This is a genomic window from Frigoribacterium faeni (assembly GCF_011761235.1).
Classification (GTDB): Bacteria; Actinomycetota; Actinomycetes; order Actinomycetales; family Microbacteriaceae; genus Frigoribacterium; species Frigoribacterium faeni_A.
The window spans coordinates 331244-353504 of record NZ_JAAOYW010000003.1; the positions used below are offsets into that span (position 1 = coordinate 331244).

The 22261-nt window shown below is 74.7% G+C and carries 21 protein-coding genes; 10 read left to right on the forward strand and 11 right to left on the reverse strand.

The annotated features are described in order from the left end of the window. Positions 1-56: 56 nt before the first annotated feature. Both FHR78_RS13675 and FHR78_RS13680 read left to right on the forward strand, forming a co-directional pair. Positions 57-419 (forward strand): hypothetical protein, encoded by a 363-nt coding sequence (locus tag FHR78_RS13675; RefSeq protein WP_166761071.1) that lies wholly within the window; start codon positions 57-59, stop codon positions 417-419. 24 nt (positions 420-443) lie between these two features. Next, on the forward strand, positions 444-1166 hold the full coding sequence (locus tag FHR78_RS13680; RefSeq protein ID WP_166761072.1) for an esterase/lipase family protein: 723 nt from the start codon (positions 444-446) through the stop codon (positions 1164-1166). Here the strand turns inward: FHR78_RS13680 and FHR78_RS13685 are convergent. Both FHR78_RS13685 and FHR78_RS13690 read right to left on the reverse strand, forming a co-directional pair. Beyond that, positions 1141-2178, reverse strand: coding sequence for an alpha/beta fold hydrolase (locus FHR78_RS13685; protein WP_166761073.1), 1038 nt, complete (start codon positions 2176-2178; stop codon positions 1141-1143). The two genes, FHR78_RS13680 and FHR78_RS13685, sit on opposite strands and share 26 nt — an antisense overlap. Continuing rightward, a complete protein-coding gene (locus FHR78_RS13690; protein ID WP_166761074.1) occupies positions 2175-3248 on the reverse strand; it encodes an FUSC family protein in 1074 nt (357 codons plus the stop codon). Before FHR78_RS13690 ends, FHR78_RS13685 begins: the two co-directional genes overlap by 4 nt. 127 nt (positions 3249-3375) lie before the next feature. Between FHR78_RS13690 and FHR78_RS13695 the strand changes: the two genes are divergently transcribed. Continuing rightward, a complete protein-coding gene (locus FHR78_RS13695; RefSeq protein WP_166761075.1) occupies positions 3376-4584 on the forward strand; it encodes a phosphotransferase in 1209 nt (402 codons plus the stop codon). A gap of 500 nt (positions 4585-5084) precedes the next feature. Beyond that, entirely contained in the window at positions 5085-7217 is a 2133-nt protein-coding gene (locus FHR78_RS13700) for a DEAD/DEAH box helicase (protein WP_166761076.1), read from the forward strand. 48 nt (positions 7218-7265) lie between these two features. Here the strand turns inward: FHR78_RS13700 and FHR78_RS13705 are convergent, their stop codons facing one another. Further along, on the reverse strand, positions 7266-8213 hold the full coding sequence (locus tag FHR78_RS13705; RefSeq protein ID WP_166761077.1) for a hypothetical protein: 948 nt from the start codon (positions 8211-8213) through the stop codon (positions 7266-7268). Between the two features lie 151 nt (positions 8214-8364). Here FHR78_RS13705 and FHR78_RS13710 point away from each other — a divergent pair, with 151 nt between their 5' ends. Then, complete coding sequence (locus tag FHR78_RS13710; RefSeq protein ID WP_166761078.1) at positions 8365-8757, forward strand: VOC family protein; 393 nt, start codon at positions 8365-8367, stop codon at positions 8755-8757. Next, the gene (locus FHR78_RS13715; RefSeq protein WP_166761079.1) at positions 8754-9410 is read left to right on the forward strand and encodes a hypothetical protein; all 657 of its coding nucleotides are present in this window, start codon (positions 8754-8756) and stop codon (positions 9408-9410) included. The genes FHR78_RS13710 and FHR78_RS13715 overlap by 4 nt, the downstream gene beginning before the upstream one ends. Before the next feature lie 23 nt (positions 9411-9433). Here FHR78_RS13715 and FHR78_RS13720 read toward each other — a convergent pair whose 3' ends face one another. Further along, positions 9434-9706, reverse strand: coding sequence for a mycoredoxin (locus tag FHR78_RS13720; protein ID WP_166761080.1), 273 nt, complete (start codon positions 9704-9706; stop codon positions 9434-9436). A 130-nt stretch (positions 9707-9836) separates the two neighbouring features. Here FHR78_RS13720 and FHR78_RS13725 point away from each other — a divergent pair, with 130 nt between their 5' ends. After that, positions 9837-11594, forward strand: coding sequence for a pyruvate dehydrogenase (locus FHR78_RS13725; protein WP_166761081.1), 1758 nt, complete (start codon positions 9837-9839; stop codon positions 11592-11594). 84 nt (positions 11595-11678) lie between these two features. On the opposite strand, the gene FHR78_RS13730 is transcribed toward FHR78_RS13725, so the two are convergent. After that, a complete protein-coding gene (locus FHR78_RS13730) occupies positions 11679-13034 on the reverse strand; it encodes a maltokinase N-terminal cap-like domain-containing protein (RefSeq protein WP_166761082.1) in 1356 nt (451 codons plus the stop codon). A 72-nt stretch (positions 13035-13106) separates the two neighbouring features. Between FHR78_RS13730 and FHR78_RS13735 the strand changes: the two genes are divergently transcribed. Next, positions 13107-13922, forward strand: a complete 816-nt coding sequence (locus FHR78_RS13735; RefSeq protein ID WP_166761083.1) for a CYTH domain-containing protein — start codon at positions 13107-13109, stop codon at positions 13920-13922. Positions 13923-14000: 78 nt separating this feature from the next. Here FHR78_RS13735 and FHR78_RS13740 read toward each other — a convergent pair whose 3' ends face one another. From FHR78_RS13740 to FHR78_RS13755, 4 genes are all read right to left on the reverse strand, one after another. Next, on the reverse strand, positions 14001-14543 hold the full coding sequence (locus FHR78_RS13740; protein ID WP_166761084.1) for a DUF1697 domain-containing protein: 543 nt from the start codon (positions 14541-14543) through the stop codon (positions 14001-14003). 8 nt (positions 14544-14551) lie between these two features. Continuing rightward, positions 14552-16660, reverse strand: a complete 2109-nt coding sequence (locus FHR78_RS13745) for a S9 family peptidase (protein WP_166761085.1) — start codon at positions 16658-16660, stop codon at positions 14552-14554. Between the two features lie 33 nt (positions 16661-16693). Further along, positions 16694-17491: a hypothetical protein gene (locus FHR78_RS13750; RefSeq protein ID WP_166761086.1), complete on the reverse strand. Its 798-nt coding sequence runs from the start codon at positions 17489-17491 to the stop codon at positions 16694-16696. 111 nt (positions 17492-17602) lie between these two features. Then, positions 17603-17953, reverse strand: a complete 351-nt coding sequence (locus FHR78_RS13755; protein WP_166761087.1) for a hypothetical protein — start codon at positions 17951-17953, stop codon at positions 17603-17605. Between the two features lie 99 nt (positions 17954-18052). On the opposite strand from FHR78_RS13755, the gene FHR78_RS13760 reads away from it, so the two are divergent. Further along, positions 18053-18535 carry an 8-oxo-dGTP diphosphatase gene (locus FHR78_RS13760; protein WP_166761088.1) on the forward strand — a complete coding sequence of 161 codons (483 nt, stop codon included), beginning with the start codon at positions 18053-18055 and terminating at the stop codon, positions 18533-18535. A gap of 157 nt (positions 18536-18692) precedes the next feature. Then, the gene (locus FHR78_RS13765; RefSeq protein WP_166761089.1) at positions 18693-18998 is read left to right on the forward strand and encodes a hypothetical protein; all 306 of its coding nucleotides are present in this window, start codon (positions 18693-18695) and stop codon (positions 18996-18998) included. Positions 18999-19071: 73 nt separating this feature from the next. On the opposite strand, the gene FHR78_RS13770 is transcribed toward FHR78_RS13765, so the two are convergent. Both FHR78_RS13770 and FHR78_RS13775 read right to left on the reverse strand, forming a co-directional pair. After that, complete coding sequence (locus FHR78_RS13770) at positions 19072-20373, reverse strand: ABC transporter permease (RefSeq protein ID WP_166761090.1); 1302 nt, start codon at positions 20371-20373, stop codon at positions 19072-19074. Positions 20374-20434: 61 nt separating this feature from the next. Further along, positions 20435-22147, reverse strand: a complete 1713-nt coding sequence (locus tag FHR78_RS13775; protein WP_166761091.1) for a cation:proton antiporter — start codon at positions 22145-22147, stop codon at positions 20435-20437. Positions 22148-22261 lie beyond the last annotated feature (114 nt).

Consider the following 22261-nt stretch of genomic DNA (forward strand, 5'->3'; position numbering starts at 1 on the left):
GCCCGGAGGCGGCCGACCGACGGGCGCCGCAGCCCGTCCGGCTCTGAGGGGGGCACATGGGCGAGGGATCGCAGGGCTTCGAGTCCGTCGAGGTGACGCGGCTGCGTCGCGAGATCGAGAGCGCGTGGGGCGCCTTCGACGACATCGACCAGATGTCGTGGGACCACCGCGTGCTCGTGGTCCGCTACGTCGTCGGCGCGCTGCCCGACGCGGCGAGCACCGCCGCCCGCGCCGGCCACTCCGGCCTCGCGCTCCGCCTCCTCGCCGACGCCGCGGAGTTCCCGCCGCCGTGGGCGTCGATCTGCACCGGCTGGCAGGAGGCGCTCGCCGCCTCCGTCGCCGCCGTCGAGTGCCGGCCCGCGCCGCTGTGGCTCGACGACGAGAGCGCCGGCTCGGCCGCGGCGCACAGCATCGCCTGAGCACGTCGTCCTAGCCTCGGCGTCATGACCCCTGCACCGTCCCGGGGGCGTGGTCGCCGACGGGTCGGCGTGGCACGCTTCGCGCTGACCCTGCTGACCGACTACGCCTACGTCTGGCGCGTGCACCTCGTGCCGAGGTCGGGCCGCGTCGTGCCGGCGCGCTGGCGGCACGGCGACCGCGCCCCCGTGCTCCTGCTGCCGGGGGTCTACGAGACGTGGCGGTTCCTGCGCCCGGCGGCGGAGCGGCTCTCCGCCCTCGGGCACCCGATCGTCGTCGTGCCCGGCACGGGCCACAACCGGCGGCCGATCGCCGCGACCGCCGAGGCGGCCCAGCGCATCCTCGACGCGCACGACCTGCGAGGCGTGGTCGTGCTCGCGCACAGCAAGGGCGGCCTCGTCGGCAAGACGATGATGGTGGGCACCGACGTCGACGGGCGGATCGAGCGCATGGTCGCGGTCAACAGCCCGTTCTCGGGCACCCGCTGGTCGCGGGTGCTGCCGAACCCGGCGCTGCGTGCCTTCTCGCCGCGGGACGCCGCCCTGCTCCGTCTCGCCGAGCAGCTCTTGGCGAACGGCCGCGTGACGTCGATGGCGTCGCGGTTCGACGCCCACGTGACCGAGGGCAGCGTCCTGCCCGGCGCGGTCAACGTCGGGTTCCCGGTGGACGGCCACTTCCGGCCCCTGGGCCACGCCCGCTGCGTCGACATGATCGTCGCCGCCGTCAGCGGCCCGAGCCCAGCGCCCTGACCGTCTCGCGGGGCCGCTCGACGTGGGCGAAGTGCCCGCAGCCCGGCAGCACCGTGGTGCGGGCGCCCGGCAGCAGCGCCCGCAGGACCACCAGGTCGTCGGGCCGCGCGAACGCGTCGTCCGCGCCCGCGACGACGGACACGGGGCAGCCGATGCCCGCCCACGCCCCCGTGTCGTAGTCGACCCCCGAAGCGGCCGCGGCCACGAAGGCCCGCGGCCGGATCTCCCCCACGAACGCCTCGAGCACCGACCGCGGCACCTGCCGCACGTGCCGGAACACCGGCGCCGAGAGGGCCCGCAGCAGGCCGGCCCGGGCGGCCGCCCGGAGCAGCGGGCGGGAGGCGCGCGGCAGCACCCGGAACACGCCGCGCAGCAGCACGAGCGCCGGCACCGTCCGCAGGCCGCGGAGCGGGTGGGCGGCGGCCTCGAGGGCCGAGAAGGTCGTGGGCGAGACGAGGCCGAGCGAGCGCACCCGCTCCGGCGCCACGGCGGCGACGTGCAGCGCGACGAGCGCGCCCAGCGAGTGCCCGACGAGGGCGGGTCGGTCGAGCCCGGAGGCGTCGGCGACGGCGAGGACGACCCGCGCCGCGGCGTGCACGTCGAGGGCCGGCGTCGGCTCGGGGCTGGCGCCCCAGCCCGGCAGGTCGACGAGCACGAGCGGGCCGGTGAGCTCCGCGGACGCGTCGGCGCCGGCCTCGCGGGCGGCCCGGAGCAGGGGCAGCCACGTCGTCCACGAGCCCGCGGCCCCGTGCAGCAGCACGGTGGCGGCGGCCCGCGCCTCGTCGCCCGCGGCGCCCGGGTCCGTGAGCACGGCCGAGCGGTGCACGACGACCCGGCCGTCGGGGGTGGTGACGACGCCCTCGACCAGGTCGCGCGCCTCCTCGGGGTCGAGCCCGAAGGGCGCGTAGCCGTCGGCGGGCGGTGCGTCGGCGGCAGGCGGGGCCGGGTTCCCGGGCTGAGCGTCGTCGGCGGGCGGGGCCGCGTCCCCGGGCGGGGCGTCGTCGGCGGTCACTCGCCGATGACCTCCTCGCGCACGCGCCGGATGTCCTCGAGCAGCGAGCCGATCAGCACCCAGTGGTCGGGATCGGGCCGCAGCACCTGCACGGGCGCGGTGAGCGCCGGGCCCTCGGGCAGGGCCGGGGGCGTCGGCGTGCGTCCGCCGCCCGTCGGACCCGAGGAGGCGGGCGGCGCCGCGTCCTCCGCCTCGCGTCGCAGCAGCCGGACGTCGTGCGCCGCCCGGTGCAGCTCCTCGGCGATCTGCCCCACGGCCGGGTCGTCGACGAGCTCGGCGTCGTAGTTGTCGTGGACCGACCGGGTCATGCCGACCACGCGGTTGACGAGCACCGTGAGGCGGACGAGCAGCTGCGAGTCGGCCTCGAGCACCGTGCGCTGGCGGCTCGCGCGCGGGTTGAGCATGAGGCTCTCCTCGCCCGCGGCGACGGCGGCCGCCGCCTTCGCCTGCAGCTCGCGCAGGCCCCGGGCCTGGGCGAGGACGGCCCCCAGGCGCTCCCGGTCGCTGGGCGTCGCCAGCACGTCGCCGAGCTCGTCGAGCACGGCGGCGAGGTCGCGGGTGAGGCGACCGACGGCGAGGTGCGCGGGGGCGAGCAGCACCGGCGGCACGACGAGCGCGTTGATCGCCAGGGCGACGACCGCGCCGATGACGGTCTCGAGCACGCGGTCGAGCGCGTAGTCGGGGGTCTGCGCCCCGATCGCGAGCACGAGCATCGCCGAGATCGGCACCTGGTTGGCGCTGCTGGGCGTGAGGCGCAGCGCCCACGACACGAGCAGGCTGACGACGACGATGCCGAGCACGATCCAGGTCGAGGCGCCGAAGAGCTGCCCCGCGGCGAACGCGATGAGCACGCCCGCCACGACGCCGACGCTGCGCTCGAGGCCGCGCACCAGCGACTGGTTGACGCTCGGCAGCACGACGAGCAGCGCGGCGATCGCGGCGAAGATCGGCAGCGGCTGCTGCAGCAGCGCGACGGACGCGAACCAGGCGACCACGACGGCCGCCGAGGTCTTGACGACCTGCAGCAGAGGGGTGCGCCGTGTCTGACGGATGCGCGAGACCAGGTGCACGCCCCCGAGGATACCGGCGGCCGAGGAGGCGCGGGCCGGCCGGTCGTGACCGGTCGCGCATCACGATTCGGTCACCGCGCCGCGCGGAGGACGCGGCCCCGGGCGGCGCACGCGCTTCAATGGACGCGTGTGGCCCAACTCAGCAGAGGTGCTCCCCGCGGCCTTCGCCGGCTCGGGGCTGGCCGTCGTGGCGTTCCGGCCGCACTCGGTCGAGCCCTCGGGCCACGGGTTCCTCTACGGCTACGAGGTCGACACCCTGGCCGCCGACGGGACGACCGACACCGTCCTGACCTTCATCGACACCGACGTGACGAGCGTCGACGCGACGAGCGTGCTCACCACCGACCCGTCGACGGGGCAGCAGCTCGCCGTCTGGGCCTACCCGGCCGACCCGCTCCTCCCTGCCCTCGCCGGCGTGACCTACCCCGACCGCGTGCCCGAGTCGCTGGCCGCGCTGGGCATCGCGGTGACGTCCCCGACGCTCAGCGTCGCCGCCTACCGACCGGGCAAGCGGGCGGTCATCCGGCTCGACTCGGCCGAGACCACGCTGTTCCTCAAGGTCATCCGGCCGGACCGCGTCGCGCCGATCGTCGCCCAGCACGAGGCCTTCCGGGCCCAGGGGCTGCCCGTGCCGCGGGTGCTCGCCTCGCGGCCCGACGGGCTGCTCGTGCTCGAGCGGGTGCCGGGCGTGCCCGCCGGCCACCGCGTCGCCGACCTCGCCGACGACCCGCGCTTCGTGCAGCAGATCGTCGACCTCGGGCGCCTGGTCTCCGGGGTCCGCGTCGCCAACCGGGCCCAGTCGGACGCCCTCGACCACGCCGGGTGGCACCGCCGCACGCTCGGGTCGGCCCTGCCCGACCGGGCCGCCGAGATCGACGTCCTCTACGCCGAGATCGACCGGCGCCGGGCCACGTGGGCGGGCGACCCGCTGACCGTGATCCACGGCGACCTGCACCTCGAGCAGCTCTTCGTGCACCCCGCCGAGCCGTGGCGGGTCACCGGCCTGCTCGACATCGACACCGCGGGGCTCGGCCACCCCGCCCGCGACGCCGCGGCCCTCGTCGCCCACCTCGTGGTCACGGGACAGTGGCACCGCGGCAACGGCGACGAGGCGGAGGCCCGCGCCTGCGAGCGGCTGGCCGACGAGCTCTCGCGCACCTGGGCACGGGCCGTCCCGGCCCTGGCCGACCGGCTCGCCCCGGCCGTGGCGTCCCAGCTGCTGGCGCACGCGGGCGGCCAGGCGACGCTCGGCACCGACACGGGGCGCCGCAAGGCCGTGCAGCTGCTCGGGGCCGCGCGCGGGGCGCTCGGCGGCGTGCCCGGCGCCTCCTCCTGACGCGCTGCGGCGCGGTGCCCGGCGCGTCCTCCTGACGCGCTGCGGCGCGGTGCCCGGCGGCCCCCGCCGCGACACGGCGGGCGCCCGGTGGCGGCACGGGCGCCGGACCGCGTAAAGTGGGCGCCAGCACCGTCCGTGTCGTCGTCCGACACGGTGGGCCCGACCGGGCCGGTGGCGGCTCGTCCGCCTCGCAGGTCTGCACGGGCCCGGTGACGTGGCACCGGCACCGCGCCTCCTGAGCACCTCGCGTCAGGGGCTGGTTCCGTCCGCCGCGTCGGCGTGCCGGTCGTCGTCCGACCGGCGTCCGTCCCCGTCAGCCCGTCGTCCGGACCCCACCCGTCCGGCCGTGTCGCGTCTCGCCCCGGTGCCCGCACCGCGGCGGTCCGCCGCGTCGGGCCGCTCGGCGCCGGGGGCAGGCCGGAGCACCGCACCGCAGCACCACCCGTCGTCGCTCGACGACTCAGCACCGTCGACCACCCCGTCGACCACGAGGAGGAGCCTTGGCTCGACCAGGCCAGCGCCAGCAGGGCGGCACCCGCACCGCCAGTCAGAAGCACCGCCGCCGCGAGGTGGACAACGACGGCCTCATCCCCGTCCTCGCGCGCGCCGTCCGCGAGGTGGAGGCCGCCGCGCAGCGCGGCCAGGTGAAGCCCTCCAGCCGCACGAAGTTCCAGGTCATCGCCCTGCTCATGCGCGAGGAGCGCGCGCGGGTCAAGGTCGACAAGACCGTGAGCGACTCCGAGCGCGCCGAGCAGATGAAGCGCCTCGACGGCGTCGCGCAGATCCTCGCCAAGACGGCGGCGCGCGACACCTCGCTCATCGCCCTGCTCGGCGAGGACGCCGTGGTCTCCGAGAGCGCCAAGGCCCTCAAGCGCGACATGCAGATGTCGGCCGGCATGGAGCTCGCCCCCGAGGAGCAGGTCGTCGTGCGCGAGGCCGCGCCCGTCGCCCCGGTCTCGGAGCGCCAGGTCGTGCCCCAGTCGGTCGTCTCGCGCCAGCTCGCGAACCCGTTCCTGCCGCCGGACTTCTCGCTCGCCGAGGTGACCCGCGAGGTGCACCCCGTGCGCCTGGCGAACTGGGAGCTCTTCGGCCCGCTCTTCAAGTCGTTCGAGTACGGCGCCGGCGGCGGCTCCGCCTGCATGCCGCTGCCCGAGCCCACCACGGTCGACGCCCCCGCCGGCGCGACCCTCATGCACCACCAGGCGCAGCTCGTCGAGTCGGCTCGTCAGGGCCACCGCACCTACCTGCTCGCCGACGAGCCCGGCCTCGGCAAGACCGCCCAGTCGCTGCTCGCCGCCCAGGCGGCCGGGGCGTACCCTCTGCTCGTCGTCGTGCCGAACGTGGTCAAGACCAACTGGGCCCGCGAGGTGCAGCTCTGGACGCCGACCCGCACGGCCACGGTCATCCACGGCGACGGCGACACCCTCGACGCGTTCGCCGACGTCGTCATCGTCAACTACGAGGTGCTCGACCGCCACGTCGGCTGGCTCGGCGACCTCGGCTTCAAGGGCATGATCGTCGACGAGGCGCACTTCATCAAGAACAAGGAGTCGCAGCGCTCGCGGCACGTGCTGCAGCTCTCCGAGCGCATCCGTGCCCGCACCGCGCACCCCCTGCTCATGGCGCTGACCGGCACGCCGCTGATCAACGACATCGAGGACTTCCGGGCCATCTGGGAGTTCCTCGGCTGGATCGGCGACAAGAAGCCGGCCGCCGAGCTCATGGAACAGCTCGAGGAGGCGGGGCTCACCCCCGCAGACCCCGGCTTCTTCTCGTCCGCCCGCGAGATCGTCATCGACCTCGGCATCGTCCGGCGCCGCAAGGTCGACGTGGCCGCCGACATCCCCGCCCGCCGCATCGCCGACCTGCCCGTCGAGCTCGACGACGAGGCCGGCCGCTCCATCCGCGAGGCGGAGCGCGAGCTGGCCCGCCGTCTCGTCTCCCGGTACCGGTCCGCGCTCGCGGCCCGCACCTCCGGCGTCCGGGTCGAGGGCGTCGACCACGACCTCGTCCGCCAGGTCGCGAAGTGGGAGCTCGAGGACACGACCACGGCGAAGAACGGCGAGAACGTCTTCAGCATGGTGCGCCGCATCGGCCAGGCGAAGGCCGGGCTGGCCGCCGACTACACCGCGCAGCTCGCCCGCAACGTCGGCAAGGTCGTGTTCTTCGCGAAGCACATCGACGTGATGGACGTCGCCGAGCAGACCTTCGCCAAGCGCGGCATCAAGTACGCCTCGATCCGCGGCGACCAGACCCCGGCCGTGCGCCAGCGCCAGATCGACGCCTTCGTGGGCGACCCCGAGGTCGAGGTCGTCGTGTGCTCGCTCACGGCGGCCGGCGTCGGCCTCAACCTGCAGGTCGCGTCGAACGTCGTGCTCGCCGAGCTGTCGTGGACGGACGCCGAGCAGACGCAGGCCATCGACCGCGTGCACCGCATCGGCCAGGAGGAGCCCGTCACCGCCTGGCGCGTCATCGCCGCCCAGACGATCGACACGAAGATCGCCGAGCTGATCGACAGCAAGGCGGGGCTCGCCGCCCGCGCCCTCGACGGCGACGACAGCGAGGTGGTCGACTCGACCGACATCCAGCTGAGCGCCCTCGTCGCCCTCCTCACGGAGGCGCTCGCCGAGTAGCCCCGCCCCGCCCGGGCACTGCACCGGGTTCCGTACACTGCACCGCGTCTAGTCCTGGTGCAGTGTACGAAACCCGGTGCGTTCGCGACGCAGGCCCGCTCGGCCGAGCGCCGCCGCCAGCTGGGCGGGCCGGTAGAGCTCCGCCCACACCGTCCTCACGACGCCGCGGACCTCGGGCAGCGCACGCAGCCGGTCCTCCCGCAGCTTCTCCCGCACGACCACCTCCTCGGCGCTGAGGCCGCCGCGCCACTCGGCCGCGCGGTACTTCCGCAGACCGTCGAACTCGTCGAGCAGGCCGATCTTGTCCCACCAGAAGTCGCCGTAGCCGATCAGTCCGGCCTCGTCACGGAAGGGCACCTGCAGTCGTGGGGGAGGGAAGCCGAGTCCGTCGAGGGCGACGCGGAGGACGGACTCCCCGGCCGACTCGGCCAGCGGCGTCGAGAAGCTGCCGACCCAGGCGACGCGGGACGCGCCTCGGCGGCGATCCCGCCGGTCCGCCGCGGCCCGGAACTCGCCGAGGGTGCAGAGCCGGGTCCGCAGGCAGTGGTCGAGCACCGCCACCGCTTGGCTGCGGGACGCCGAGAGCGCGACGTCGACGGCCGTCCGGGCGGGCGTGGTCACGACGACGTCTTCGATGGTCGTCCGGTCGCCGTCGGCGAGCGGCGCCCGGTGCTTCGTGACGTGGGCGCCCGTGTGGGTCCGGCCGCGGCCGGGCTCCGTGACGCTGATCGTCGGGCTGGACGCCCCCACGAGCGGGAGCCCCCAGAGCGCGGCGGCGCAGAGGTGCGAGACGACGACCGGACGGGCGAGTCGGTCGAGCGTGGCGATCGTCCGGACGACCAGTCGATCTTCCGGGGTCAGCGGCGCCCACTGCGACGAGCGGACGTACCGGCCGGGCGCGACGCGCACGAGCTCGCCACGGGCATGAGCGCGCCGTTCGGCCGGGTCGTCGTGGCGCGACTGGATGAGGAGGCCTGCGGCGCGGGAGGGGAGCACCCGGTCAGCGTGGCGTCCTCGGGGCCGGCGGGGCGCCTCCTCGAGTCCGGCCTGTGGGCGACGAGCGGGTTCTGGGTGCCTGGGGAGGGGCGCCTCCCAGGAGGCGGGTGTTGGGTCGGGCGGGTCACCACCCGACCTGAAGGAGCAGACCATGCCCGAGATCCAGGGCTACGCCCACGTCGCCATCACCGTGTCCGACCTCGACGCGAGCCTCGCGTTCTACGAGTCCCTGCTCGGCGCGCCGCCCGTGGGCCAGATCACGCTCGACGGGCTCGACCGCCGCCTGTTCTCGGTGGGCAACGGGCAGATCCTGGGCGTGACCGCGTACACCGAGGGCACCGCCGTCCCGTTCGACCCCACCGTGCCCGGCCTCGACCACATCGGCTTCGCCGTGGCCGACCACGACGCCGTCGTCGCCTGGCAGCAGCACGCCCAGTCCGTGGGCATCGACTCCGACCTCGAGCAGCCCGACTTCGGCACGACCCTCATGGTCAAGGACCCCGACGGCAACCAGATCGAGTTCTTCGCGCGCGCCGCGTCGTGAGCGCCGTCGGCGACGGCGTCCGCGTCGCCGTCGAGGGGGCGCCGTCGTTCCTCAGGGGGCGTCGGCGGCCGGTCCTCGCGGCCTGGGTCGGGGCGGCCCTCGTCGTGGGCGCCGTCGGAGGTGCGGCGTCCGCCTCGGGCCTGGACACGAGCCCCGCGGCTGCCGGGACGGTGCTCGCCAGCCTCCTGGCGGCGCTCGTGCTCCGGATCGTCGTCGCCGTGTGGTCGCGCCGCGACCGCCGGTCGGTCGGCGAGCACTGGTCGGTGCCGCCCGTGTCCCTCGCTCCGCACGAGCGACGCGAGCTCGAGGCCGCTCGCCGGGAGGGGCGGCACCCCGACCTCGACGACGACGCGGTCGAACGTGCCCGCCGCGTCGCGGTCTTCGACCGGCGCCGGCTGGTGCCGGTGCTCCTCGCGGGGCCGCTCGTCGTGGTGTTCCTCGTCCTGGCGATCCTGCTCGCCGTCTCCGTCGTCCTCGACGGCGACGTGACGCTCTGGACGCTCCTGGCGCCCACGTACTTCGCCGTCACCGGGGCGATCGGCCTCGTCGCGGACACCCGGCGGCTCGGCAGGACCGTCGCCCTGGCCGGGTCAGGGGAGCCGGCCTACCGCGTCCCCGAGCCGTCCGTCACCGGGGCCGCTGCCGATCGCTGACGCCGAGCGCCGGCGGCCGGGCGCTACAGCCCGAGCTTCGCCTGCACGTCGGCGAGCGACGGGTTCGTGGCCGTCGAGCCGTCGGGGAAGATCACGGTGGGCACGGTCTGGTTGCCGCCGTTGACGCTCTCGACGATCTCGGCAGTGCCCGCGACCTCCTCGATGTTGACCTCGGTGTAGGCGATGCCCTGCTTGCCGAGCTGCTGCTTCAGGCGGGCGCAGTAGCCGCACCACGACGTGCTGAACATCGTGATGGTGCCGGCTTCGGGGACGTAGGAGGTGGCGGTGTCGGTCATCGTCCCAGGCTATGCCCGGTCGGCGGTGAGGGACGGGGGAGTTGGCTGGGAGGACACGGGCCCGGGAGGCGCGGGTGAGGACGCCTGCACCGCCGGCCCGACACCACCGCGCTCGCACCAGGAGGACCCCATGGCGGACACCGTCGCCGACCAGATCATCGCCCAGCTCGTCGCCGCCGGAGTCCGGCGCATCTACGGGATCGTCGGCGACAGCCTGAACCCGATCGTCGACGCGGTGCGCCGCACCGGCGGCTCGGCGAAGGGCGGCATCGACTGGATCCACGTGCGCAACGAGGAGGCCGCGGCGTTCATGGCCTCGGGCGACGCGCAGATGAGCGGCGAGCTCGCCGTCTGCGCCGGTTCGTGCGGCCCCGGCAACCTGCACCTCATCAACGGCCTCTACGACGCCCACCGCAGCCGTGCCAAGGTGCTCGCCATCGCGAGCCACATCCCGAGCGCGATGATCGGCAGCGACTACTTCCAGGAGACGCACCCCGACCGGCTCTTCGTCGAGTGCTCGGGCTACTCCGAGATGATCTCGACGGCCGTCCAGTCGCCGTCGGTGGTCGCGTCCGCGATCCGCCACACGATGGCGGGCCACGGCGTCAGCGTCGTCACGCTGCCCGGCGACATCGCCGAGCTCGAGGCCCAGGGGTCGACCCCGCCGTTCCTCACCACCCGTGCCCCCGAGCTCGTGCCCGCGCAGGAGGACGTCCAGGCGCTCGCCGACGCGATCAACGCCGCGGGCACGGTCGCGTTCTTCGTCGGCGAGGGCGGACGCGGCGCCCACGACGAGATCATCGAGCTGGCCGGCGTCGTCGGGGCGCCGATCGGCCACAGCCTGCGCGGCAAGGACGTCGTCCAGCACGACAACCCCTACGACGTGGGCATGACGGGCCTGCTCGGCTACGGCGCGGCCCACGCGGGCATCCACGACGCCGACCTGCTCGTGCTGCTCGGCACCGACTTCCCGTACCCGCAGTTCCTGCCCGACGGCGACCAGGTGAAGGTCGCCCAGGTCGACGTCGAGGCCGCCGTGATCGGCCGCCGTGCGACCGTGCACGTGCCGGTGCACGGCGCGGTCCTGCCCACCCTGCGCATGCTCATGCCCCTCGTCGAGGCCAAGAAGAGCCGCCGGTTCCTCGAGAAGACGCTCAAGAAGCACGAGAAGCTGATGAACGGCGTCGTCGGGGCGTACACGAAGAAGGCCGAGAAGCTCGTCCCGATCCACCCCGAGTACGCGGCCTCGATCCTCGACGAGATCGCGGCCGACGACGCGATCTTCACCGCCGACACCGGCATGGCCAACGTGTGGGCCGCGCGGTACGTCACGCCGACCGCCGGCCGTCGCATCTTCGGCTCGTACCTGCACGGCTCGATGGCGAACGCCCTGCCGCACGCCCTCGGCGCCCAGCTCGCGTTCCCGGGCCGCCAGGTGGTGTCCATGTCCGGCGACGGCGGGCTCTCGATGCTGATGGGCGAGCTGATCACGGCGAAGATGTACGAGATCCCCGTGAAGATCGTCGTCTTCAACAACTCGACGCTGGGCCTCGTCAAGCTCGAGATGCTCGTCGACGGGTACCCCGACTTCGGCGTCGACGTGCCCTACGTCGACTACGCGGCCGTGGCCCGCTCGATCGGCATCCACGCGGTGCACGTCGACCAGCCGGGCGACCTGCGCGACGGGTTCGAGGCGGTCTTCGAGCACGACGGGCCGGCCCTCATCGACATCGCGACCGACCCGCAGGCGCTCTCGCTGCCGCCGGCCATCACCGGCTCCCAGGTCAAGGGCTTCTCGCTGGCCATGTCGAAGATCGTCATGAACGGCGGGGCCGGCGAGGTCGTCTCGATGGCCCGCTCGAACCTGCGGAACGTGCCCCGCCCGTAGCGGGAGCACAGGAGGCGCGGTGCCGGTCCCACAGGACGGGCACCGCGCCTCCTTCGTCCGTCCCGCCCCCGGGCGGCTACGGGGTCAGCCCGCGCGGCGACCCGAGCGCGCGACGAGGCGGGCGACGGCGGCGAGGGGGATGCCGATCCAGTCGGGCCGGTTCCGCTTCTCGTAGATGGCCTCGTAGACGGCCTTGTCGATCTCGAACGCGTCGAGCAGGGCCCGCTGGGCGCGCACGTCGACGCCCGACGACGCGATGTAGCCGTCGACGAACGCGACCCGGGCGTCGTGCGCCCACGCCGACGCGTCGACCGCGGGCGTCTGCTGCGCCAGCGACCCCGCGACGTAGTCGAACGAGCGGAGCATGCCGGCGATGTCGCGGATCGTCAGGTCCGGCCGCGAGCGCTCGGGCATGGGCCGCAGGGGCTCGCCCTCGAAGTCGAGCAGCACCCAGCCCCGCGTGGGCGACTGCAGCGCCTGCCCGAGGTGCAGGTCGCCGTGGATCCGCTGCAGGCTCGGCCACGTCAGCGACTCGGCCGCCTCGTACACGGCGAGCACCGCCTCCTCGTGCTCGGCGATCTCGGGCACCTCGCGGGCGGCGATCGAGATGCGGCGGCGCATGCTGGTGAGGGCGTCGGCGACGGCGTCGTCGTCGGCGGGCACCGTGCCGAGCCGGTCGGCGAGCGTCGCGTGCACCTCGGCGACCGCGGTGCCGAGCTCGCGGGCCGACGTCGTGAAGTCGGCTCGGGCCGAGGCGGCGTCGAGGGCGACGCGCCAGGCGTCCTCCGCACCGGCGAGGAACTCCTGCGAGAAGGCCAGGTGGCCGTGGGCCCGGCCCTCGTCGCGACCCGGGTCGGGCCAGCTGGCCTGCAGCGAGCCGAACGTGGTGGGCACGCGGGTCGACCCTCCCTCGGTGAGCGCCGCCTGCGTGGTGACGTCGGGGTTGTCGCCGTGGTGCAGCACCCGGAACACCTTCGCGATGGCGTGCTCGACGGGGCCGCCGTCGAGGTCGTAGATGATCGACGTGTTCGACTGCTCGCCCGTGAGCACGCGCGAACGGCGCACCTGCCCGGCCTCGACCAGGGAGGTGCCGTCGACGACGACGTCCGAGCCGTCGACGTGCGAGCCCGCCGACATCAGCTCGAAGAGGTGCCGCGCCCACGCCGGGTCGTGCGGGGCGTCGTAGAGGTACAGGTCGTCGGCCGAGCCGATGAAGGCCGCGTCGCCGCCGGGCAGCGGGGTGCGACGGGCGACCACGGGCACCTGGTAGAGCACGGGCAGGTCGGGGGCCTCGTCGACGACGAGCAGCGTGATCGCCAGCACCCCGTCGAGGTCGGCCTCGAACGAGCCGATCACCCGGATCGCGGGCGTGCTGCCCTTCGTGGCGTACCAGCGCTGGCGCGCCATCCATCCGGCAAGGGTCGGCGCGACGTCGCTCATCGCTCGACCCTACGCCCGGGAGCGGGCTCCGAGTCCGCCGGGTCCCGAGACCGGTGCGCTAGAACGGTGTGCATGAGCACCCGCGAGCAGACCGAGATCGAGCGCAAGTACGACGTCCGCGACGAGGCGGTCGTGCCCGACCTGACGGGCGTCCGCGGCGCCGGCCCGGGCGCGGAGGCCGATGGCGATCCCCAGGGCGACGAGCGAGGCCGAGGAGGCGCGAGCCCGGTCCTCGAGGTCGCGCGCGTCGACCGCGCCGCCCCCGCGCACCTGCGGGCCGTCTACCACGACACGGACGACCACCTCCTGCTCCGCTCGCGCGTCACCCTGCGGCGCCGCACCGGCGGGCACGACGAGGGGTGGCACCTCAAGCTGCCGCCCACCGGCCCGGCGGGCTCGAGCGGTCAGCAGACACCCTCGGGCGACCCCGGGACGACCGGGACCGACCACTCGACGGCCGCCGCCGGCGGGAGGCGCGAGGTGCACGCGCCCCTCGGGGTCGAGGGCTCGGGGGTGCCCGCCGAGCTGCTCGGCCGCGTCCGGGACCTGCTGGGCGGTCGGCCCGTCTCGCCCGTCGTCGTGCTCGAGACGACGCGCACGGCGACGAGCCTGGTCGGAGCCGACGGCTCCGAGCTCGTCGAGGTGGCCGACGACGTCGTCACGGCGACCGTGTCACGGGCGCCCGCGTCGGGGGCGCCGACGTCGTCGGGCGGGGAGCCCGTCGTCCGGCGCTGGCGCGAGTGGGAGGCCGAGCTCGCCCCCGGTGTGGACGGCGCGTCGGGCGAGGCCCTGCTCGACGCCGTCGAGGCGCGCCTGCTCGACGCGGGCGCCGTGCCGTCCGCCTCGCGCTCGAAGCTCGCCCGAGCCCTCGGCGCCGAGACCGCCTGAGACCGCCCGCGTCGGCCTGAGACCGCCCGCGTCCACCTGAGACCGCCTGCTACAGCCTGCGGCCGCCGAGGCTCGGCGTCAGCCGGCCCGGCGCGACTCGAGCAGCGCCTCGATCCGTCGGACGGTGGCGTCGTTCCGCGCCGTCACCGGCACGCCCAGCGACCGCCACCACGCGGCGGGCACCCGGCTGGCGAGCACACCGGACGGCAGCCACTGGTAGACCGCCTCGCCCGTCACGACCATGAGCTCGGGGGCGAGGTCGGACGCGGGAGGCGCCTCCGCGACCACGGGACGACCCGCCTGGGCGAACGCGACCGACAGCGTGCGCGGCTCGCGTGCCCCGTCGCGCAGCGGGTTCGCCGCGGCGATCCGCCGGAACGCGTCGGCGGCGAGGACGACGAGCTCGGCGTCGACGCCCGTCCGCTCGCGGACGGCCGCGCGGAGGGCGTCGGCGTCACGGGCGCCCAGCGGCTCGGCCGCGGAGAACACGAGGTTGCCGCTGTTCAGCACGGTCGCCGGGCGCTCGTGGCCGAGGTCGAGGGCCGCGCCGCGCAGGTCCGCCATGGGGACGCGCCCCGCCGTCCCCACGTTGACGCCCCTCAGCAGCGCGACGTGGTCCACGAGGTCGCTCAGGCCCGGCCGAGCACGTCGAGCAGCCAGGCGAGCTCGAAGGCCCGCTCGCGCCACGACTCGTACCGGCCGCTCACGCCGCCGTGGCCCGCCGACATCTCGGTCTTCAGCAGCACGGGGGCGCCGACGTCGCGCAGCCGCGCCGTCCACTTCGCGGGCTCGACGTAGAGCACCCGGGTGTCGTTGAGCGACGTCACGGCGAGGATGCGCGGGTAGCGCACGCCCTCGCGCACGTTCTCGTAGGGGGTGTACCCGGCCATGTACTCGTACACCTCGGCGTCGTGCAGGGGGTCGCCCCACTCGTCCCACTCGATGACGGTCAGCGGGAGCGACGGGTCGAGGATGCTCGTCAGGGCGTCGACGAAGGGCACGCCCGCGACGATGCCCGCGAAGCGGTCGGGGGCGAGGTTCGCGACGGCGCCCATGAGCAGCCCGCCGGCGCTGCCGCCCTCGGCGACGAGCAGTTCCGGGCTGGTCCGCCCCTCGGCGATCAGGTGGTCGGCGACGTCGACGAAGTCGGTGAACGTGTTCTTCTTCGAGAGGGTCTTGCCCTGCTCGTACCAGGCACGGCCCATCTCGCCGCCGCCGCGCACGTGGGCGACGGCGAAGACCACGCCGCGGTCGAGCATCGAGAGCCGGGCGACGCTGAAGCCCGGGTCGATGCTGTGCTCGTACGAGCCGTAGCCGTACAGGTGCAGCGGCGCGGGCTCGCCGGCGGACACGGCGTCCCGGCGCCAGACGAGCGAGACGGGGATGCGCGTGCCGTCGGCGGCGGTCGCCCACTCGCGCGCCTGCTCGTAGTCGGCCGGGTCGTAGTCGCCGAGCACGACCTGCTGCTTGAGCACGCGGCGCTCGCCGTTGCGGACGTCGAGGTCGACGACGGTCGAGGGGGTCGTGAACGAGGTGTGCACGAAGCGGACCGTCGGCTGGGCGAACTCGGGGCCGCCCGAGGCCCCCGCCGAGAAGAGCGGCTCGTCGAAGGCGACCTCGACGGGCGCGCCGATGCCCGCCTCGTCGAGGGGCAGCACGGCGAACCGGGGCAGCGCCTCACGGCGGTACTCGACGACGAGGTGCCCGGCGAACGCGTCGACCGACTCGAGGCGGACGGCCTGGTCGTGCGGCAGCACGACCTGCCGGTCGGTGGTCGAGGTCGGGTCGTCGGCCGGCACGTCGACGAGCTCGAAGTTCTCGGCGCCGTCGTTGTGCACGACGAGGAGGCGGTCGCTGCCGGCCACCACGGCGTGCTCCACCTCGTACTCGACGCCCTCCCGGCGGGGCCAGACGACGCGGAACTCGCCGGTCGGGTGGGTCGCGTCGAGCAGCCAGGTCTCGCTCGTGATCTTCGAGCCCATCTCGACGAGCAGGTACTGGCGGCTGCGGGTGAGGCCGACGCCGATCCAGAAGCGCTCGTCGGGCTCGGTCATGACGACGACGTCGTCGCCGGTCGTGCCGACGCGGTGCCGCCAGATCGTGTCCGGCCGCCACGCCTCGTCGACCGTGGGGTAGAAGATCCACTCGCCGGTCGCGTCGAAGACGGCGCCGGGCGCCGTGTCCTCGACGCGGTCGTCGAGGTCGCGGCCCGTCTCGAGGTCGCGGACGCGCAGCACGTACCGCTCGTCGCCGGTGGTGTCGACGGCCCAGGCGAGCCGGGTGCCGTCGGCCGAGACGTCGAAGCTGCCGAGGGAGAAGAACTCGTGGCCGTCGGCCTCGACGTTGCCGTCGAGCAGCACCTGCTCGCCGTCGGCGGGCCGGTCGGCCGCGATCGCCGGGGGAGTCCAGTCGTCCGGCCCCGAGATCGGCGCGCGGCAGTGGATGCCGTACTGCTGGCCCTCGGCGGTGCGCGAGTAGTACCACCAGGCGCCCTCGCGGACGGGGACGCCGAGGTCCGTCTCCTGGACCCGGCCCTTGATCTCGTCGAAGATCGTCTCGCGGAGACCGGCGAGGTGGTCGGTCTGCTCGGCGGTCCAGGCGTTCTCGGCCTCGAGGTGGGCGATCACCTCGGGGTCCTCCTTGTCGCGCAGCCACTCGTACGCGTCGACGACGTCGTGGCCGTGGTGGCTGCGGACGACGGGCTTCTGCGGGGCACGGGGCGGGGTGAGGGAGGCCATCGCGCCAGCCTAGCCAGCCGCGCCCGCCGTGCCTCAGACCCGGCGGTCGGTGCCCGTGAGGCCGTCCTGGTCGGGCACCTCGGGGTACTCGTCGGAGGCGACGTCGACGTCGGCGGGGCCGGGCGCGGCCTCCTGCCGCCGTATCTCGGCCGCCTCGTCGGCGGTGCCGGCCTTCTCGGCGCCGCCCGCGGAGCGGACGCCGGGCAGCGTGACCGTGCCGTCGAGGTCGTCGTCGGGCAGGTCGGTGCGGTCGTCGCGCGCGTCGGTCGTCATGCGGTCGACGCTACCCGCGCCTCCCGGTCGCAGCACGTCGTCGGCGAGCAGCGTCGGCGGCGTCAGCCCGGACACGGTGGGGGAGAGGTGGGCCTCGCCGGGCTCGAGGTCGGCGATGGCGCGGCGGTCGTCGCGGAGCCGCCGCACGCTCGCGTTGAGCCGGGCGTGCAGCTGCATGAGGTGCAGGCGGTAGAGGTCGGGCTGGTCGTCGCTGTCGTCGAGGAACGTGTTGCAGGCCAGCGTCATCTCGTTGAGCACGGGCAGCGCGGTGCTGCGGGGGCGGGTGCGCCGACGGGCCGCGCGGATGACGCCCCGCAGCGCGCCGATCGAGCGCCGGGCGTGCTGCCAGTCGGGGTCGCTCGCCGCGGCGTCGGGGCTGCGCGTCGCCCGCACGCGGCGCAGCACGCGCCGGAAGTGGATCTCGGTCACGAGCTCGTTGAGCGCGGCTGCCTCGGCCCGGCGCGACTCGAGCAGCCGGACGAGCAGGTTCGAGCCGAAGGCCGCCCCCGCGCCGAGGAACGCGCCGAGGGTGACGGTGAGGACGTCGCTCCAGATCATGCGGCCACGGTAGCGGCGACCCCCGACACGGGCGAGGGGCGCGGCGGCCCGGACGGCCCCGGCCCGGTGCGGCCCCGGGCGCCCGCGGTCCGGTGCGGTCCGGCGAGCCGCTCAGCGGGAGGCCGCGTCGATGCGCCCCATCAGCGACCAGACGGCCCGCGACAGCTCGGGGTGCCACAGGGCGACCCCGCGCAGGAACCGCAGCTCGTCGTCCGTGCCGAGGCCGCCCGCGACGGGCACGCCCCCGACGCCCCGGGCGTCGGCGCGCAGGCCGATGACGACCTGCTCGTCGACGGTGGGGAGCGACGGCACGACGTCCCACGGGTCCTCTCCGCCGCGGCAGCGCAGCTCGACCAGCGCGGCGAGCTCGTCGTGCGCCTCGGCCCGCAGCACCTCGAGGCTGCGGCCGGCGCCGCGGAACTCCGGCACGCCCCCGAGCGGGGCGTCGGGCGTCTCGGGCATGACGACGACCCTACGCGGCGCGCCCCGGGCGGCTCCCGGGCGCCGCGTCCCCCGCGGGCCGGGCCCCTCGCCCGCCGGCCCGTCGCTAGCCTGGGCCGCATGCCCTACCGCGTCTGCGTCACGTACCTGCTCCGCGAGCACGACGGGGTCGCCCAGGTGCTGCTCGGCCGCAAGAAGACCGGTCTCGGCGCGGGCTACCACGTCGGGCTCGGCGGCAAGCTCGAGCCCGGCGAGACGGCGGTCGACGCCGCGGTCCGCGAGGTGGCCGAGGAGGCGGGCGTGACGGTCGACCCGGCCGACCTCGACCCCCGGGGCGAGCTGCTCTACCTGTTCCCGCACCGCGAGTCGTGGAGCCAGCGGTCGTCGGTCTTCGTGACGAGTCGCTGGCAGGGCGAGCCGGCCGAGAGCGACGAGCTGGTCCCGGCCTGGCACGACGTGGCCGCCCTGCCCGCGGGGGACATGTGGGACGACGCCCGACGGTGGCTGCCCGGGGTCCTCGCCGGGGGACACGTGGCCCACGAGTTCACCTTCGGCGCCGACCTCGCGACGGTGGTCTCCGACCGGCCGCTCACCGCCTCCTGAACCGCCTCCCGGTCCGCAGAACGGAGGACTCCGCCGCGTTCTGCCCCCGCTCGGGTGCCCCCGCAAGAGGGGGACGCACTCGGCCGGTGTCGTCCCTAGAGTCGGTCGAGACGAGTCATTCGGGTGACAGATCACCACGATCAGGAGAGAGCGCGACATGAGCGGACACCAGGCGGTCACCATCCGCGCGACACGCGCGACGGGTGACGTTCGCCGGTGGTCCGGTCTGTCGCTGACGACGCCGCTATGGGCGGTGGCCCTCGGGTGGGCCGTCGCCGCTGCCGCGATCGTCGTCGGCGCCCTGCTGGGGAGCACGGGCCTCGCGCTCTCCCTGATCGGCACCGCCGCGGTGCTCACGCGCTTCGCGGTCGTCGCCGTCCGCCACGCGAACTCGGACCGGGCCGCCGAACAGGCCCTGTCCGCCAGGCGCGAGGCGGCTGCGGTCGCCGCCGGGAGCCGCTGACCAGGCGACCGACCTGGCGACCGTGACGCGGGCCCGTGTGCAGTGCACACGGGCCCGTCGTCGTCCGGCGCCGTCAGCGCGCCGTCGGCCCGTCCCGTCGCGGCACCACCCGCACCGGCCGCGTGTCGACGTCGGTGTCCTCGAGGCCGCCCGGCGCGCCGAGGAACATGTCGCCGTGCACGTCGCCGTCGACCGCCGGCAGGTCGACCGCCCCGGTCTCGAGGCGTCGCCGCTCGTCGACCGGCACGAGGTCGATGCTGCCGGTGTCGGTCGCGACCAGGCCGTGCCGGGCGAGCACGTCGTCCCGCTCCTTCGTGAGGAACTCGCGGTTGGCGTTCTGGGCGTCCGCGAACATGGTCGTCCGGCCGGTGACGATGCGGCGGATGCGCCGACGCTCCCACCAGGCCTTGCCGACGACCATGAGCACGACGCCCGCGACCGCGTAGCTCGCGAGCATCGTCAGCCCGCGGCCGTAGCCCGGGCCCACGTCGTAGAGCACGCGCTTGAGCATCTCGGTGATGCCGCTGCCGACCACGACCGCGTTCAGCCAGGCGAAGGGCTGGGGCATGAACCAGGCGGGGTAGGCGCCGCCCGAGGCGGGCATCGACAAGAAGACGAACACGATCATCGCGGGCAGCGCGACGAAGCGGCCGGCGAAGTAGCTGATGCCGTTGACCGTCAGGCCGATGGCGGTGATCCAGGCCCAGCCGAGCAGCACCAGCTCGCCCAGGTGCCCCTGCACCGCCCCGATGACGGGCCCGGCGAGGACGTTCGTGATGAGCGAGATGAGCAGCGCGCCGACGACGATCACCGAGACGCGGGTGCGGTGCCGCAGCGGCGCCCCCATGAGGCCGATGAACATGGCGACCATGTAGCCGCCGATGCACCAGGCGAGCATGAGGTAGAGCGACACCGTGCCGTACTCGTCGTACGCGGGCAGGGGCGCGAGGTCCTCGACGACCGGGGAGGCGCCTCCTGCCTCGAGCACCGGCGTGAGCATCGCCGGGATGAGCGCCGACACCTGGTACTGGTGCGCGCTCGCCTTGTAGATGGTCGAGGTGGCCGGGTCCCACGCGACGGCGACGTGACCGGTGCGCACGGCCTCGCGCGCCTCCTCGACGTCGGTCTCGCCCTCGACGACGAACACGCCGGGCTGGGCCTCGTCGAGCGCGCCCTGCAGGGCCGACGACGACCCCACGACCGCGACGGGCACGTCGTGCGGGTGCGGCGCGTGGAACGCCGCGATGTAGCAGAGGCAGAAGCCGACGATGAAGAACAGCGGCAGCCACAGCTGCAGGCCGATCAGCTGCAGCGACGGGTGCAGGGTCGAGTACCGGCGGCGGAAGCGGCCCGGCTCGGGCTTCGTCGACGTCACGCGTCCTCCTTCTCGGTCGTCGTCACGATACGCGCGCCAGGGCGGACGGGCACCGCCGCCGTCACGAGCGGGTGCTCGACATGGCGTTGGTGTCCATCGCGAGCTCCTCGGCGTCGATGCCGAGCAGCACGTGGCGCATGACCTCCTCGTCGAGGGTGCCGGCGTCGCGTTCCCGCAGCACGACCTCGCGTCGCTTGTCGAGCAGCTCGCGCCGGATCTGGCTCACCGCCCGGGGCACCTCGCGGCGCCGGTCGCGCTCGGCGCCCGTCACCGTGCGGTCCGAGGCGTCCTCGACGGCGCCGCGCTGCAGGGCGTCGTTCTGGCGCACCAGCCGTGCCGTCGCGGCCTGGACGGCGCGCTCGGTCAGCTCGGGGCCGTACTGGGCCGTCCAGGCGCCGCGTCGCGACTCGACGTGGGCGAGGGTCTCCTCGGTGCTCGTCGCGAAGAGCCGCAGCTGGGCGGCGAGGTCGCGGTCGCGCTGGCTCGTGTCCTGCACGCCCAGCCAGCGGATGACCGCCGGCAGCGTCAGGCCCTGCAGCAGCAGCGTGCCCACCGTCACGACGAACGCGATCAGGAACATCGTGTCGCGGGCCGGCACGGGCACCCCGCTGTCGGTCACGGCCGGGATCGACACGACGGCCGCGAGGGTCACCACGCCGCGCATGCCCGTCCACGAGATGACGCTGAGCTGGCGCCAGCTGAGCCGCGGCTGCGGGTGGTACCGCACGCGTCGCAGGGCCGGCACGCGGCGCATGCCCCGCAGGAGGCGCGACAGCAGCAGGTAGCGCAGCACGCGGGCCGCGTAGTAGCTGGCGAACACGAACGCGGGCCGCACCAGCACGACGACCGCGAGCACGACGAAGGCCACCCCGACGCTCTGGCCGAGCCCCCGGTCGCTGGCCGCGACCTCCTGGACCACGGTGCGGAGCTGCAGCCCGATGAGCGCGAAGACGAAGCCCTCGAGCAGCACGTCGGCGGCCGCCCAGAACGGCCTCTCCTGCAGGCGGGTCGCGTAGCCGGTGCGCGGCGAGTTGAAGCCGACGAAGAGGCCGGCGGCCACGACCGCGAGCACGCCCGACCCGCTGAGCTCCTCGGCGGTGATGTAGGCGATGAAGGGCAGCAGCAGGCCGATGACGTTCTCGATCACGGGGTCGTCGATGCGCATCCGCACCCGGTGCGCGACGAAGCCGAGCACGAGGCCGACGGCGACCCCCACGCCGATCGCGAGGCCGAAGATGCCCAGGTCCTGCCAGAGGGTCAAGGAGGCGCCCCCCACGATCGCGAGGAACACCTTCACCAGCGTCAGCGACGCCGCGTCGTTGATCAGGCTCTCGCCCGAGAGCACGGTCATGACCTTGCGGGGCAGGCCGAGCTTGCGGCCGATGGCGGCGGCCGAGACCGCGTCGGGCGGCGCGACGACCGCGCCGACGAGCACGGCGGCGGGCCAGGTCATGTCGGGGATGAGCACGTACGCGACGGCCCCCACGACGAAGGCGGTGACGACGACGGCGCCGATGCCGAGCCGCTGGATCTGCACGCGGCTCTCCCGGAAGTTCAGCAGCGACACGTCGAGCGACGCCGAGTAGAGCAGCGGGGGCAGCACGACGGTGAGGATGACCTCGCTGTCGATCTCGATGTCGGGCACCCCGGGCAGGAACGACACGGCCAGCGCCACGGCGACCGTGAGCAGCGGGGCCGGCAGCCCCCGCCAGCGGGCGAAGCCGGTGACGAGCAGCGAGCCGGAGAGGATGATCAGCACCTCGGCGAGTTCCATGCGGCGGGGGCTCCGTTCCGTCGGTGCAGATCTGCAGTTCGTGAAGTCGGTCACCATCCTCTCAGGCGCCTCCTCGGAGAACTCCGGATGAACGACGGTCGTCGGGCGCGCGAC